Source organism: Salinisphaera sp. T5B8 (assembly GCF_040361255.1).
In the GTDB taxonomy this organism is placed as follows: domain Bacteria; phylum Pseudomonadota; class Gammaproteobacteria; order Nevskiales; family Salinisphaeraceae; genus Salinisphaera.
This window is the reverse complement of the sequence record NZ_APNG01000004.1, coordinates 147,033-161,837: the sequence shown is the minus strand read 5'-3', so window position 1 is coordinate 161,837 and position 14,805 is coordinate 147,033. Positions and strand designations below refer to the sequence as shown.

The window sequence follows — 14,805 nt, the reverse complement described above, 5'->3', positions numbered from 1 at the left end:
CCCGTCCAGAACACGAACATCAGTGGTCGAGATAGGCCCGGCTGGAACGCCACTGGCGCCCGCCATAGCGCACGATCACGGCCATGGCCGCAGCCACCGGCAAGGCAATGAGCACGCCCACAAAGCCCAGGATCTGACCACCGGCGAGCACCGCAAAGATCACCCAGACCGGATGCAGGCCGATGGCATCGCCGAGCAGCAGCGGCTGCAGAATCACCTGTTCGAGCACCTGGCCGATGCCGAACACGATGAATACCCAGACCAGCTGGAACGGATCGCCCGTCTGTACCAGCATGGCGATGCTGGACACCAGCAGGCCGCTGATCACGCCCACATAGGGCACGAAACTCACCAGCCCAGCGCCCAGGCCGATGACCAGGGCCAGATCGAGGCCGGCCAGCCACAGGCCGACGATATAGATCGAACCGAGCACGGTCATGACCAGCAACTGGCCGCGAATGAACTGGCCCAGCACCTGGTCGGTTTCCTGTGCGAGTTCGCTGATGGTGCCGACATAGCGACGCGGCAGCTGCGACTTGATCCAGGCGACCATGTGATCCCAGTCGCGCAGCAGATAGAACATGATGACCGGGATCAGCAGCAGATTCATGGCGATCGCCATGAGCGCGGTGCCCGAGGAAAACGCCTTCTTGGCAACAGTAGTGGCAAACCCGCCGGCCGTACCCCAGTTGTCGGCAATCAGCGTCTTGATCGACTCCACGTCGAGCGAATGGCCATTGCGACCGAACGAGCCCAGGTAGGGGGCAGTGGCCCGCTGAATCCAGTCGAGATAACGCGGCAGATTCTGGATCAGCGTATTGAGCTGCTTCTGCAATTGCGGCAGCAACAACAGCATCAACAACGACAGCACGACCGTGACCACCGCGAACACCACCACCACGCCACTGGTACGCGACATGCGCAAACGCTCGAGGCGGTCGACAACGGGATCGCACATATAAGCCAGCCCCGCACCGATGATGAACGGGGTCAGAATCGAGCCCAGCAGCCAGATCGTGAACACCACGAATACGACAAGGCCGATGAAGATATTGCGCTGGCTTTTCAGCATGAACGCTAGCCCCCGAATGTCATGGCATGCACCGATTGCGCGCGAATGCACGCTGCGATGGCGTGCCGGCCGGTGCGGCCCCGGTCAATCCACTGGTGTTGCACGCATACCTCGACATGGAAACGACGTTGAACAACCGCAAGCTCGGTCAAATTGCGTATCCGCCAATCGCTGGCACGCTGGTGCATGCGTGCCTGCCCGGCCACTGCCGGATCGCTGCGATCGACAGGGCTGGCAACAGCCTCGGATACCCGCGTTACAATAACACGCACGACCGGCCCCATCGGGTTCAATCTCTTTCAACCGCGAGCGATTTCACGTGAGCCAACGTCCTTCTCTGAGCTATGCCGATGCCGGCGTGGATATCGATGCCGGCAATCGTCTGGTCGATGAAATCCGCGAACCGGTGGAGGCCACCCGTCGGCCCGAAGTGATCGGCGGCCTGGGCGGTTTCGGCGGCCTGTTCGAGTTGCCGGTGGATCGCTATCGCCGGCCGGTACTGGTATCCGGCACCGACGGTGTAGGCACCAAGCTGCGCCTGGCTATCGATGCGAAGCGCTTCGACGGCATCGGTATCGATCTCGTGGCCATGTGCGTCAACGACGTGCTGGTCACCGGCGCCGAGCCGCTGTTCTTCCTGGACTACTACGCCACCGCGCATCTGGACGCCGCAGTTGCCGCGCCCGTGATCAAGAGCATCGCCGAGGGCTGTCGCCAGGCCGGCGCGGCGCTCGTGGGCGGCGAAACCGCGGAAATGCCCGGCATGTATGCCAGCGGCGATTTCGATCTGGCCGGTTTTTGTGTGGGCGTGGTCGAATACGACAAACGCATCGACGGCAGTCGCCTCGCCGAAGACAGCGTCGTGCTCGGCCTGGCTGCCTCGGGTCCGCATTCCAACGGCTACTCGCTGGTGCGCCGTATTCTCGAGGTGGCTGGGGCCACGCTGGAAACACGTCTGGGCGAACAGAGTCTGGCCGATGCGCTGCTCGCGCCCACGCGCATTTACGTTAAGGCCATCCAGGCATTGCTGGCGGCAGTGGATGTCCAGGCCATGGCCCATATCACCGGCGGCGGGCTGGCCGAGAACTTCGCCCGCGTGATTCCGGATCATCTGGCGGCGACCATCGAGCGCAGCGCCTGGAAACGCCCGGCCATCTTCGACTGGCTTGCCGAGGCCGGCAACGTCAGCGACAGCGAAATGGCGCGCACCTTCAACTGCGGCATTGGCTATTGCGTGGTGGTACCGGCCGATCAACGCGCCCAGGCGATTGATGTGCTCACCGGCGCCGGGGAACAGGTCTTTGAAATCGGACACATCCACGCGCGCGAAAACGCCGACGACGACGCCGTTCGCCTGGTTTGAGTATCGAAACCGAGCAAAAGACGCCGGCATTGCCGCGTCTGGTGGTGGTCATTTCCGGGCGCGGGCGCAATCTGCAGGCGATCATCCAAGCAATCGACGCCGGCGAGCTGAATGCCGAAATCGCGCTGGTCATCAGCAATCGCGCCGATGCGCCGGGCATGCAGATCGCGCGACTGGCTGGGCTCAACTGTGTGTGTATCGAGGCCAGCGGTTTCAGACACCGTGAGGATTTCGACCGCGCCCTGGCCGCGCGCATATCGGCTGCGCGCCCCGACTGGGTGGTGCTCGCCGGCTTCATGCGCATATTGAGCCAGGCCTTCGTGGAACGCTTCGATGGCAAGCTCGTCAACATTCACCCGTCGTTGCTGCCGCGCTACAAGGGGCTGAACACGCACGAGCGCGCGCTGTCCAATGGCGATACACGCCACGGCGCAAGTGTGCATTTCGTCACCCCGGATCTGGATGACGGGCCGCTCATTCGCCAGGGCAGTATCGCGGTCGCGGCCGACGATACGCCGGAAACACTCGCCGAACGGGTGATGGCCGAGGTCGAGCAACGTCTCTACCCGGCCGCGCTGGCCGAGCTCGTGGCCGGGCGTGTGTTTTTCAAGGATGGCGTGGTCTGGCGCGACCAGCGCCTGCAGGAGCACTGCCCGCATGACCACTACGACCGGCTGGCGCTTTCATGAGCCGCGACCCACGCGCTGGGTCGCGCTCGGCGTGCTGCTGCTCGCCCTGCTGTTTTCACCGCTTGCCGGAGCCGATGTAATGCAACCTTTCGATGCCCAGTTCAAGGTCAAACGCGGGGCGGTCACCCTTGGCACCACCCGGTTCTCCCTCGCCCGCGACGGCAGCGACAATTGCTTTGTATTTCGCGGCGAAGCCAACCCCAACGCCATCGTGCGGGTGTTCGTGGGCGACGTGAACGACGAAAGCCGTTTCTGTATCGAAGACGGCGTGGTTCGCCCGCAGCACTTTTCGCATCATATGCAGGGCAACACCGAAGACAGCTATGCGCTGGACTTCGACTGGTCGAACCATGAAGTGACCTATCGCAGCGAAGCCGGCGATACCAAAACCCTGTCCCTGGGCGAACAGGCCTTCGACCCACTGTCGATTCAGATTGCGGCACGGCGTTGGGTGGCCAGCACCGCCGATCCGGATAACGCCGGCGAGCGCGATTTCGAGCTCATCGACGAAAAGAAGCACAAGACCTATCGGCTACGGGCCAGCGATGGCGGCCGGATCAAGACCCCGGCCGGGCGCTACGACACGCTCAAGATCGAACGCGTGGACGACCCCAAGCGCGGCCTGCGCTTCTGGCTGGCGCGCAACGCCGACTGGATTCCGGTACAGGTCGAGCACGAAAAACCCAAGACCGGCGTCTTTCGGATGCAGCTCACCGCGCTTGAGCGCTAGCGCACCACGGGCATATCAAGTACGCGGCAGGGTCACGCCGCGCTGGCCCTGATACTTGCCGCCACGATCCTTGTAGGACGTTTCGCAGACTTCGTCCGATTCCAGAAACAGCATCTGGGCGACGCCTTCGTTGGCGTAGATCTTGGCCGGCAGTGTGGTGGTGTTAGAGAATTCCAGGGTCACGTGGCCTTCCCACTCCGGCTCCAGCGGCGTGACGTTCACGATAATGCCGCAGCGGGCATAGGTGGACTTGCCCAGACAGATGGTGAGCACACTGCGCGGAATACGGAAATACTCCACCGTCGAGGCCAGCGCGAAGGAATTGGGCGGAATGATGCAGATATCGCCCTCGAAATCCTGAAAGCTCTTTTGGTCGAAGGCTTTCGGATCCACCACCGCAGTATTGATATTGGTGAATATCTTGAAATGCGGCGAGCAGCGCACGTCGTAGCCGTAGCTGGATACGCCATAGGACACGATGCGGCCTGTTTCGTTTTCCTTGACCTGGCCGGGCTCGAACGGCTCGATCATGCCGTGTTCGGCGGCCATGCGGCGGATCCACTTATCCGATTTGATACTCATCGACTCGACTCTGCGCGGCGGGCAAAGCGCGCAGTTTAGCTGTTTGGCGCACCCCACGCCTATCCGCGGGCTGAGCCGGCCGGCATGATCGCGTATCGTTGGGCGGTCTGTGATTCACACCTTTTCAGGAGCCCGCCATGCAGGTTCAGCTCATTCGCGAATTCGGCGCCCCCGATGTCTTCGAAGCCGCCGAAATCGATACCCCCTCGCCCGGACCCGGTCAGCTGCTGGTGCGCCAGATCGCGTCGAGCGTGAATCCGGTCGATACCAAGCTGCGCGCCGCCGGCCCGCCGATCGCGCCGGAACTGCCCGGCGTGCTCGGCTGCGACGTGGCCGGCGTGGTCGAGTCCGTGGGTGAAGGCGTCACCCGCTTCAAAAACGGCGATGCGGTCTATGGCTGCGCGGGCGGTTTGCGCGGGCGCGGCGGCGCCTACGGCGAATATATTGCTGTCGATGCCGCCTTCATGGCCTTCAAGCCGGACGCGCTGAACTGGCGCGAAACCGCGGCCCTGCCGCTGGTGACCATCACCGCCTGGGAGGCGATGGTCGATCGCACCCGGATCGCCCCCGGCGATCATGTGCTCATCCACGGCGGCGCGGGTGGCGTGGGCCATATCGCCATCCAGCTGGCCAAGGCCCAGGGCGCACGCGTGGCAGCCACCATTTCGTCTGCCGCCAAGGCCGATATCGCCCGCCGCATGGGCGCCGACGAAACCATCAACTACCGCGAGGAAAGCGTCGAGGACTACGTCCAGCGCCTGACCTCGGGCCGCGGTTTCGACGTGGTCTTCGACGCCACCGGCGGTTCGGATATCGCGACGTCTTTTTCAGGAGCGCGGGTCAACGGTCAGGTCGCGACCATCGTGTCGCAATACGAGGCCGACCTGACCCCGATGCATACCAAGAGCCTCACGCTGCATACCATCTTCATGCTCACCAGCATGCTGCACGGCGTGCATCCCCAGCACCACGGCGAGATTCTGACCAAGGCCGCCGCGCTCGCCGCGACCGATCAGCTCAAGCCGCTGCTCGACGAGCGCCGCTTCACGCTCGGCGATGTGGCCGCCGCGCATTCGCATCTGGAAGCGGGCGCGGCCGTCGGAAAGATCGTGATCGATATCGCCGACGAGGCGCGCAACGCGTAAATGCACAGTTGGTGATGTATGTGCTTGCGCGAACGCATGCATGTTGTCCGCCATCCGCGCCTCGAGCCACGCGTCGCGCTGTTTTCGTCACGCGATAAGCGGCAGTCCGGTCCGTCGCCGGGCTGCCGTCGCGTAAAGCGTTGCCCGCTCGTTCACGACCCGTCGCATGGGGTTCGATTACAGCGCACGGATACATCCAGGCCCGGTTGGCCCAGCTGCCGCCGGAGTTCGCCGCGGCTATAGCCCAGATCGCACAGAATATGGTCGTCGCGCTTGAGCAGTGCCTTGACCGCCCGGCGCTTGCGCCACCGTGCCAGGGCACGCCCGATCAGTGCGAACAGCCATAGCGGCGGCATGGCCGGCATATAGAGCCGCTCGATCTGCGGGCTGATCGACCTAGACCCAGACCTGCGCCCGGTCTCGTGGCGATGTTCGACAGGCGATTGACACATACATACCTCCAGATGCGTGACCGATGTCTTGGCAACGGGATCAGCATGGAAGCATCCTGCTTTTCAATACAGCGAAAAGATCTATACTCTGCTTTCAGTTTTATTTAACACAACGCAATGACTGGACTGCCCGGCCAAACCAGCGGCGCCACCGAGCGACTACTCGATACCGAGGTGCTACGCAGTTTCGTGGCTATCGCCGAGCACGGCAGCTTCACGCGCGCGGCCAAGGCGGTATTCCGTACGCCTTCGGCGTTGAGCATGCAGATCAAGGGCCTGGAAACCACGCTCGACAAGCGCCTGTTCGTACGCGAGGCACGCCGCGTGCAACTCACCGAACACGGCGAACTGCTGTTGCGCTACGCGCGCCAGCTGCTGGCGCTGAATGCCGAAGCCGTGGCCTGTTTTCTCGCCCCCGCGCTCGACGGCACGGTGCGGGTGGGCACGCCGGATGATGTGGGCGGGCGCATCCTGCCGCGGGTGCTGGCGGCCTTTGCACGCTCCAACCCCGCGGTGCAGGTGGATGTGATCACGGGCACCAGCCGCGTGATCCTCGAACGCCTCGACGCGGAGCAAATCGATTTCGCGCTCGTCACCGTCGGCAGCCGGGAAGTTGATAGCGAGCGTGGCGAGATCGTACACAGCGAGCCGCTGGTCTGGGCGGCCCGACGCGGCGGCAGTGCGAAGCTGCGCGAGCCGTTGCCCGTGGCCCTGGCCGAACCCGGCTGTGCCTGGCGTGCCAGCGCGATCGATGCGCTCGACCGGGCCGGCCGGCGTTATCGCGTGGCCTACAGCAGCGATCACAGCGCCGGCCAGCGCGCGGCTGTGCTTGCCGATCTGGCCATCGCGCCGTTCCCGCGCCCGCTGGTGGATTCAGCGGACCTGGAAATCCTGGACGAGCCGCAATTACCGCCGCTGATCGATACCCATACGGCGCTCGTATTCGGCGCGCATTGTTCGGAGGCCGGCAAGGCCCTGGCGCAGCACGTGGTCGAGGCGTTTCGCGCGCTGCGCGGCTAGGCGCCTGTAACGCGCCTGTGGAAGCTCTGCATAACCTGTCGCGGTCGCGCCGTGTGCTTTGCGTGCGATTGACAAGGAAGTGAGAGCGTCGCGTGCTTGCTGCACGGTAGCGAACACTGACGCCGATCAAGCGCGCGCAAAGCCCCGGCCGCTAAGCGGTTCGGCCTCACAGACGCCGCGACTGCGTTCCCGAGTTTGATCTGCCAATGAGGCAGGCGCTGCGCTCGGACGCCTTGTCGCAACGTCTGTGACCTTGAAGTCTTTTCAGGGCGAACGCGACCCGCGAGAGGTTGTGCAGAGCTTCCCTAGGTACTTTCCACCTTGATGTTCGGGAACTTGCCGGCGTAGTCCTTCTTCTGCTGCGACAGACGCGCGGCGGTACGTCGTGCCATATCGAAATAGGCGCTGGCGATATTGCCCTGCGGGTCGGCCACCACGCTGGGATGACCCGCATCGGCATTTTCGCGGATGGAGATATCCAGCGGCAGTTCGCCCAGCAGGCCGACATCGTATTCATCGGCCAGCGTCTGGCCGCCGTGGGCGCCGAAGATCGCTTCTTCGTGGCCACAGTTCGAGCAGATATGCGTGCTCATATTCTCGACGATGCCCAGCACGGGAACGTTGACCTTGTTGAACATCTCCACGCCCTTGCGGGCGTCGATGAGCGCCAGATCCTGCGGCGTGGTCACCACCACCGCGCCCGACACCGGCACTTTCTGGGCCAGGGTGAGCTGGATATCGCCGGTCCCCGGCGGCAGATCGATGATCAGATAGTCGAGGTCGTCCCAGGCGGTCTGGAACAGCATCTGCTGCAGCGCCGAGGTCACCATGGGTCCACGCAGGATGGCCGGCGAATCCTTGTCGATGAGATAGCCGATCGACATGGTCTGCATGCCGTGCGCTTGCATGGGCAGCAACATCTTGCCGTCCTTCGCCTGGGCACGGCCTTCGATACCCATCAGCCGCGGCTGGCTGGGGCCGTAGATATCGGCATCGAGCAGGCCGACCGAGGCGCCGTCGGCCTTGAGTGCCAGCGCGAGGTTTGCCGCGACCGTCGACTTGCCGACACCGCCCTTGGCCGAAGCCACGGCGATGATGTTACGCACACCTTCGACACGCTTGAGCGACGGCTGCACCGCGCGTGCGGCGACCGAAAAACCCACGGTGACATCGGCGCGCTCGATGCCGTCGACCGCCTCGAGCATGGTACGCACCTGTTCGGCCAGCGTCTGGCCATAATCGCCGCAGGGAAAGCCCAGATCGAGTTCGAGGGTCACGCGCTCGCCCTTCACCTCCAGCGAACGCACCGCGCGCGCGCTGATCAGGTCGGTATCCAGATAGGGCTCGTGGAAACGGCCGAGTTCGGTTTCGACGGTCTGTTTTAGGGCATCGCTCATGGCGCTTTCCAGGATTGATTCGGTCAATTGAAACGGCGCCAATGATAGCAGCCACCGCCGGCCGGCCGGGCACGGCTGTGGCATACTGGCGGGCTTTCGACAGCCGACAAGAAAGCCTGTTATGGCGCGCGATATTCTCGTTACCTCTGCCCTGCCCTATGCCAATGGCTCGATTCATCTGGGCCATCTGGTGGAATACATCCAGACCGATGTGTGGGTGCGCTTCCAGAAGCTGCGCGGCAATCGCTGTATCTATGTCTGCGCGGACGACGCGCACGGCACGCCCATCATGCTCAAGGCGCGCGACATGGGCATCGCACCCGAGCAGCTCATCGCCGATGTCGGCGCCGAGCACAAGCGCGATTTCGACGATTTCCTGATCGGCTTCGACAACTACCACTCGACCCATTCGGACGAAAACCGCGAGCTGGCGAGCGAAATCTATACCCGGCTCGACAAGGCCGGCCATATCGCGCGTCGTACCATCTCGCAGGCCTTCGACGAAGAAAAACAGATGTTTCTGCCGGATCGCTTCATTCGCGGCGAATGCCCGAAATGCGGCGCGCCGGATCAGTACGGCGACGCCTGCGAAAAATGCGGTGCGACCTATCAGCCCACCGAACTGATCAACCCGGTGTCCGTGCTCTCCGGCGCTACGCCGGTGGAGCGCGATTCCGAGCACTACTTCTTCCAGCTCGGCGATTTCGAGAAATTCCTGCACGACTGGACGCGTAGCGATCACCTCCAGGAAGCGGTCACCCGCAAGCTCGACGAATGGTTCGAAGCTGGACTCAAGGACTGGGACATCTCCCGGGATGCGCCCTATTTCGGCTTCAAGATCCCGGGGACGGACGACAAATACTTCTACGTGTGGCTGGATGCGCCAATCGGCTATATGGCCAGCTTCGCGAACCTGTGCAAGCGTCGCGACGATCTCGACTTCGACACCTTCTTCAAGCCCGATTCGAAGGCCGAGCTGTATCACTTCATCGGCAAGGACATCGTCTATTTCCATGCGCTGTTCTGGCCGGCCATGCTCGAAGGCGCGGGCTATCGCACGCCCACGGGTATCCATGCGCACGGCTTTCTCACCGTCAACGGCGAGAAGATGTCCAAGTCGCGCGGCACCTTCATCAAGGCGCGCACCTGGCACGACCATATGCCGGCGGAATTTTTGCGCTACTACTTTGCCGCCAAGCTCTCCGGCAAGGTCGAGGATCTGGATCTGAACCTCGACGACTTCCGCGCGCGCATCAACTCCGACCTGGTCGGCAAGTACGTCAATATCGCCTCGCGCAGTGCGACCTTTATTACCAAGCGCTTCGACGGTCAGCTCGCGGATACGCTGGACGCGCCGGAGCTGTTCGAGCGCTTTGCCGCTGCGGCCGACGAGATCGCCGAACACTACGAACAGCGCCGTTTCGCCCAGGCCATCCGCCAGATCATGGCGCTGGCGGACGAGGCCAATGCCTATGTCGCCGAACGCGCGCCCTGGCAGCTGGCCAAGGAAGACGGCCGCGAAGACGAACTGCAACAGATCTGTACCACCGCCCTCGCCCTGTTCGCCCAGCTCACGATCTATCTCAAGCCGGTGCTGCCGGAAACCGCCGAGCGCGCCGAAGCATTTTTGAACGTCGATTCGTTGACCTGGGCCGATCTGGCCACGCCAATATCGGGCGAGATTCAGCGCTTCAAACCGCTGCTGCGCCGCGTCGAACAGCCGGCCATCGACAAGATGATCGAGGCCAGCCAGGAAGACCTCGCAGCCAAGTCCGCGCCGCAGGCCCAGCCCGAAGCCGAACCGAAAACCGCAGACAACAAACCGCAGAAGAAGGACGAAGCCGCCGTGGACAGCGATACCATCGAGATCGGCGATTTCGCCAAGGTGGACCTGCGCATTGCGCGTATCGAGGCCGCCGACCATGTCGAAGGCGCCGACAAACTGCTGCGCCTGACGCTCGACGTGGGTGCGCTGGGCAAGAAGCAGGTCTTTGCCGGGATCAAGTCGGCCTACGACCCGGCCCAGCTCGAAGGCCGGCTGACCGTCATGGTCGCCAACCTCGCCCCGCGCAAGATGCGCTTCGGCGTATCCGAAGGCATGTTGCTCGCCGCCGGCGACTCGCCGCATATTCTCTCGCCCGACGATGGCGCGAAACCTGGCGACAAGGTGAAATAACCCACTTTGCGAGCAGAACCCAATGGGTATACCATCCCCATTGATAGAAGAAGTGACCGCGCCGTTCGTTACTGATTCAAGTGCACTTCGGTGCCACGAGCGGTTAGCGGTCCATTTTTATGGCTGATAGATACGCAATTTTGCTCGACGGCGGCTTTGTAATAAAGAAGCTGCAACGCGAATTACGACGCTTCCCCAGCGCCGAGGATATTCAGGCCGCTTGCTCGCGCTTGCAACAACATCCTCTCCTGGCCCAAGAATCGCTACTGCGTATCTACTTTTATCACGCACCGCCGGCCCAGGAAACGCTCTTGAACCCGATTAGTCGCGAGATGCTCGATCTATCTCGGACCGACGTGTTCCGCCAACACAAGAGTCTCCTGGATCGCCTGGAAATGCTGCCGAATTTCGCGCTTCGCATGGGCGAAACGATGACGCGTGACTGGAAAATTGGTAGCTCTGCCATGCGAGCATTGACCAAGGGCGAGCCTCGGCCGCTGCAAGCGAACGACCTCGTGCCCAACACGGCACAGAAAGGTGTCGATCTACGGATTGGCCTGGATATCGCCAGACTTTCTTTACGCCGTTTCGTAGACACCATAGTTGTCGCCACGGGCGACAGCGATTTGGTCCCCGCGTTTAGGTTCGCCCGTCGCGAAGGCATACGGATATATCTCGATCATATGGATCATAACGTGCGTCGTGAACTGAAGGCGGATGCAGACGCAGTGCTCGATATACCTATCCAGTAGTGCCCTCCGATATTAGTGACAATATCGATGCCCTGCTGCCCCAGACCCAGTGTCGGCGCTGCGGCTACGACGGCTGTCGGCCGTACGCCGAGGCGATCGCGGCCGGAGAAACGGGTATCAACCGCTGCCCGCCCGGCGGCGATGCCACGGTGGCCCGGCTGGCCGAGCTCACCGGCCAGGCGATCAAACCGATCGACCCGGAATGCGGCGATGCCAGCCTGCCCAAGGTCGCCTTCATTCGCGAGGACGAATGCATCGGCTGTACCCGCTGTATTCAGGTCTGCCCAACCGACGCCATCATCGGCGCGGCCAAGCAGATGCATACCGTCATCGAATTCGACTGCACCGGCTGCGAGCTGTGTGTGCCGGCCTGCCCGGTCGACTGTATCGACATGCCAGAATCCGAAGCCGACAGCGGCCAGCCGGTCTGGCCCCCGGCCCGCGAAATCGACGCCGAACGCGCCGCCCGTTCGCGCCGCCTGTTCGAAGCACGCCAGAAGCGGCTTAACCGGCATACCACGCGTCGTCGCCGCGCCAGCCGCCACGAGGCCACGGTGGATGCACGCGAAGATGCACAGGCCACGTCCGAGGCCAAGAAATCCACCATCGCCGATGCCATCGCCCGCGCCAAGGCCCGCCGCGCCGGGCGCGAGTGACGCCACCCCGGCCGATATCAATCGGTGATGATGTGCTGTGGCTTCGTTCTTCAAGACGAACCACAGATTTCACAGATTACCCAGATTAGAAAAGCGCCGCCTATGCGCCAGACGCCTGCGAACCGCCGCGCATTCGTCCCTCGATCGGCAGACTTTCCTGTTGCGCTAATGGCATCGAAGTCGGGGCGCAAGCAAGCAGGTTGTCCGCAAATGAACGCGAAGACACGCGAATAAGGCGAAGGTCGGATTGCTCGAACGCCTGCTGGGCCGATGTTCGCGCCCAATAATACTCCGCAGCTCGCTATTAGCCCTGTGCCGCGGCTTCGTTGTTCAAGCGGAACCGCAGATTGCGCAAATAACACAGATCAGTAAGCGCACGACACAGCGCGAGCCGCCAGCGAACGACCGCAAATACTCGTTCTTCGATCTGCGTGATCTGTGTCGATCTGCGGACCTTTCTTCGCCGCCAACTCCGCCCAGCTCAAAGCACCGATTAAACCAATCGTCCACCACGGCCAAATCAATAAATCTGCGTAATCGGCGTAATCTGCGGATAGATGCTTTAAAGCGCTCTTCGAACAGCACACTAATGGCAATCCGCGGCCAGGCACCGCGGCACCGTCGCCCAGTCTGCGCATCGCTTGAGGCACGAAGCCGATACAATCCCGCCCCGATTGCCCTCTTTTGCCGCGCCACGGCCTGACCCATGAACAAAGCCAAACGCACCGAAATATTTGAGCGTCTGCGCGACGCCAACCCGAATCCGCAAACCGAGCTGCGCTACGATTCGGCCTTCGAACTGCTGATCGCGGTCATCCTGTCCGCCCAGGCGACCGACGTGGGCGTGAACAAGGCCACGGCGAAGCTGTTCCCCGCGGCAAACACGCCGCAGGCGATCCTCGATCTCGGCGAGGATGGGCTCAAGGACTACATCAAGACCATCGGGCTGTATAACAGCAAGGCCACGAACATCATGAAAACCTGCCGCGCGCTGGTCGAGGAACATGACGGCGAAGTGCCGGATACGCGAGAGGCACTGGAGGCACTCCCGGGCGTGGGCCGCAAGACCGCCAACGTGGTGCTCAATACGGCGTTCGGCAAGCCGGCTATGGCGGTGGATACGCATATCTTTCGCGTATCCAATCGGACCGGCATCGCACCCGGCAAGACAGTACGCGCGGTCGAGGATCGCCTTATGCGTCTGGTGCCCAAGGAATTTCTGCTGGATGCGCACCACTGGCTGATTCTGCATGGGCGCTACACCTGCAAGGCTCGCAAACCGCTATGCGACGACTGTCGTATCGTCGGTCTATGCGAATATCGGCACAAGAATTTGAGCGAGCAAACCACATGAACCACGACCATAGCCGCCCGGCCGACGCCTTTGCCGCGCGCAATACACCGCGCATCTTCTGCATCGGGCGCAATTACGCCAAGCACATCGAGGAACTGGGCAACACGCTCAGCGGCAAGGAATCGGTGGTGTTCATGAAGCCCGCCAGCGCGCTGGTCGCGCCCGGCGAGGCCATCACCCTGCCCGATGATGTCGGCGCCATTCATTACGAAACCGAACTGGTCGTGGAAATCGGCAGCGGCGGTCGCGATATCACCCCCGAGGCCGCACGCGAGCATATCGCCGGCATCGGCCTGGGCCTGGACCTGACCCTGCGCGATGTCCAGACCGATTTGAAGAACACCGGCGAGCCCTGGGAAAAAGCCAAGGCGTTCGATCACAGCGCGCCGCTGGGGCCGATGATCCCCCTTGACGACGATATCGACCTCGCCGATCTGCATTTCGAGCTGGCCATCGACGGCGAGGTTCGCCAGCACGGCCATACCGCAGCCATGCTCGTGGGCGTGGCAGACCTGATCGCCATGCTCAGCGCCCACTGGCAGCTGCTCGCCGGGGACCTGATCTTCACCGGCACGCCGGAAGGTGTGGGGCCACTGCAGCCGGGCATGCACCTGCAACTCAGCGCCGACCAGCTACCCGGCGCCGAATGGACGATCGCGTGAACCCATCCGAAGTCACCGGCACCCCGGTCGCCTTACACCCCGCGCTGGCCGATATCGACCTGGTGGTGTTCGACCTCGATGGCACCCTGATCGACTCGGTGCCCGATCTGGCGGCAGCCATGGATACCACATTGCAGGAACGCGGCCTGGCGCCCGCAGGCATCGCACGGGTGCGCGACTGGGTGGGCAACGGCAGCCACAAACTCGTCGAACGCGCGCTGGCACATGCATGCACCACCGCTGCCGATGCGCTCGATCGCGCCGATCTCGACGCCGCCCACGCGCGCTTTCTCGAACATTATGCCGCCGCACCGTGCGCCCGAACGCGGCTATATGACGGCGTGCGTCAGTGCCTGGACAGTTTGGCGACGCGCGGCGTCACCTGTGCGCTGGTCACGAACAAGCCGGTCGCCTTCATCGACCCGATTCTTGCCCACTTCCAGCTCACGCGCTTTTTCGCGCTCACGCTGGGCGGCGACAGTCTGACGCAGAAGAAGCCGCATCCGGCGCCGCTGTTGTACTGCGGCGAGCATGCCGGTGTCGCGCCCGCGCATGCCTTGATGGTCGGCGATTCGCGTCACGATATCGCGGCCGGCAAGGCGGCCGGTTTTCGCACCCTGGCGGTGACCTACGGCTACAACCACGGTGAACCCATCGCCGCCAGCCTGCCCGATCATCAAGTCGACTCGCTCGCCGAACTCCTATAGCTACCGCCATCGTGCGTTTCTAAAAAGATCAGTTGTCATTTCGTCGCC

The 14,805-nt window shown here is 62.8% G+C and carries 16 protein-coding genes; 12 read left to right on the top strand and 4 right to left on the bottom strand.

Annotated features, from left to right (window positions below):
• Positions 1-19 precede the first annotated feature (19 nt).
• A complete protein-coding gene (locus T5B8_RS05215; RefSeq protein ID WP_353176854.1) occupies positions 20-1,072 on the bottom strand; it encodes an AI-2E family transporter in 1,053 nt (350 codons plus the stop codon).
• 26 nt (positions 1,073-1,098) lie between these two features.
• Here T5B8_RS05215 and T5B8_RS05210 point away from each other — a divergent pair, with 26 nt between their 5' ends.
• From T5B8_RS05210 to T5B8_RS05195, 4 genes are read left to right on the top strand one after another with little or no spacing between them, the layout of a single operon-like run.
• Positions 1,099-1,395, top strand: a complete 297-nt coding sequence (locus tag T5B8_RS05210; protein ID WP_353176852.1) for a hypothetical protein — start codon at positions 1,099-1,101, stop codon at positions 1,393-1,395.
• Entirely contained in the window at positions 1,392-2,435 is a 1,044-nt protein-coding gene (gene purM / locus T5B8_RS05205; RefSeq protein ID WP_353176851.1) for a phosphoribosylformylglycinamidine cyclo-ligase, read from the top strand. Before T5B8_RS05210 ends, purM begins: the two co-directional genes overlap by 4 nt.
• A complete protein-coding gene (purN, locus tag T5B8_RS05200) occupies positions 2,432-3,124 on the top strand; it encodes a phosphoribosylglycinamide formyltransferase (RefSeq protein ID WP_353176849.1) in 693 nt (230 codons plus the stop codon). Before purM ends, purN begins: the two co-directional genes overlap by 4 nt.
• Entirely contained in the window at positions 3,093-3,854 is a 762-nt protein-coding gene (locus T5B8_RS05195; RefSeq protein ID WP_353176848.1) for a DUF3108 domain-containing protein, read from the top strand. The genes purN and T5B8_RS05195 overlap by 32 nt, the downstream gene beginning before the upstream one ends.
• Before the next feature lie 15 nt (positions 3,855-3,869).
• On the opposite strand, the gene dcd is transcribed toward T5B8_RS05195, so the two are convergent.
• Positions 3,870-4,436 carry a dCTP deaminase gene (gene dcd, locus T5B8_RS05190; protein WP_353176847.1) on the bottom strand — a complete coding sequence of 189 codons (567 nt, stop codon included), beginning with the start codon at positions 4,434-4,436 and terminating at the stop codon, positions 3,870-3,872.
• Positions 4,437-4,573: 137 nt separating this feature from the next.
• Here dcd and T5B8_RS05185 point away from each other — a divergent pair, with 137 nt between their 5' ends.
• A complete protein-coding gene (locus tag T5B8_RS05185) occupies positions 4,574-5,581 on the top strand; it encodes a zinc-dependent alcohol dehydrogenase family protein (protein WP_353176845.1) in 1,008 nt (335 codons plus the stop codon).
• Positions 5,582-5,733: 152 nt separating this feature from the next.
• On the opposite strand, the gene T5B8_RS05180 is transcribed toward T5B8_RS05185, so the two are convergent.
• Entirely contained in the window at positions 5,734-6,033 is a 300-nt protein-coding gene (locus T5B8_RS05180; protein WP_353176843.1) for a YjiS-like domain-containing protein, read from the bottom strand.
• A gap of 117 nt (positions 6,034-6,150) precedes the next feature.
• On the opposite strand from T5B8_RS05180, the gene T5B8_RS05175 reads away from it, so the two are divergent.
• Complete coding sequence (locus T5B8_RS05175; RefSeq protein WP_353176841.1) at positions 6,151-7,053, top strand: LysR substrate-binding domain-containing protein; 903 nt, start codon at positions 6,151-6,153, stop codon at positions 7,051-7,053.
• A 305-nt stretch (positions 7,054-7,358) separates the two neighbouring features.
• Here T5B8_RS05175 and apbC read toward each other — a convergent pair whose 3' ends face one another.
• Positions 7,359-8,450, bottom strand: a complete 1,092-nt coding sequence (apbC, locus tag T5B8_RS05170; RefSeq protein ID WP_353176840.1) for an iron-sulfur cluster carrier protein ApbC — start codon at positions 8,448-8,450, stop codon at positions 7,359-7,361.
• A gap of 121 nt (positions 8,451-8,571) precedes the next feature.
• Between apbC and metG the strand changes: the two genes are divergently transcribed.
• The 6 genes from metG to T5B8_RS05140 all read left to right on the top strand — a co-directional run bounded on the left by metG (position 8,572) and on the right by T5B8_RS05140 (position 14,757).
• The gene (gene metG / locus T5B8_RS05165; RefSeq protein WP_353176838.1) at positions 8,572-10,626 is read left to right on the top strand and encodes a methionine--tRNA ligase; all 2,055 of its coding nucleotides are present in this window, start codon (positions 8,572-8,574) and stop codon (positions 10,624-10,626) included.
• Positions 10,627-10,745: 119 nt separating this feature from the next.
• Complete coding sequence (locus T5B8_RS05160; RefSeq protein ID WP_353176836.1) at positions 10,746-11,378, top strand: NYN domain-containing protein; 633 nt, start codon at positions 10,746-10,748, stop codon at positions 11,376-11,378.
• A complete protein-coding gene (locus tag T5B8_RS05155) occupies positions 11,378-12,034 on the top strand; it encodes an RnfABCDGE type electron transport complex subunit B (protein WP_353176834.1) in 657 nt (218 codons plus the stop codon). The genes T5B8_RS05160 and T5B8_RS05155 overlap by 1 nt, the downstream gene beginning before the upstream one ends.
• A gap of 706 nt (positions 12,035-12,740) precedes the next feature.
• A complete protein-coding gene (gene nth / locus T5B8_RS05150) occupies positions 12,741-13,388 on the top strand; it encodes an endonuclease III (RefSeq protein WP_353176832.1) in 648 nt (215 codons plus the stop codon).
• Positions 13,385-14,050, top strand: coding sequence for a fumarylacetoacetate hydrolase family protein (locus T5B8_RS05145; RefSeq protein ID WP_353176831.1), 666 nt, complete (start codon positions 13,385-13,387; stop codon positions 14,048-14,050). The genes nth and T5B8_RS05145 overlap by 4 nt, the downstream gene beginning before the upstream one ends.
• Positions 14,047-14,757, top strand: coding sequence for a phosphoglycolate phosphatase (locus tag T5B8_RS05140; RefSeq protein ID WP_353176829.1), 711 nt, complete (start codon positions 14,047-14,049; stop codon positions 14,755-14,757). The genes T5B8_RS05145 and T5B8_RS05140 overlap by 4 nt, the downstream gene beginning before the upstream one ends.
• The last annotated feature ends 48 nt before the right edge of the window (positions 14,758-14,805 follow it).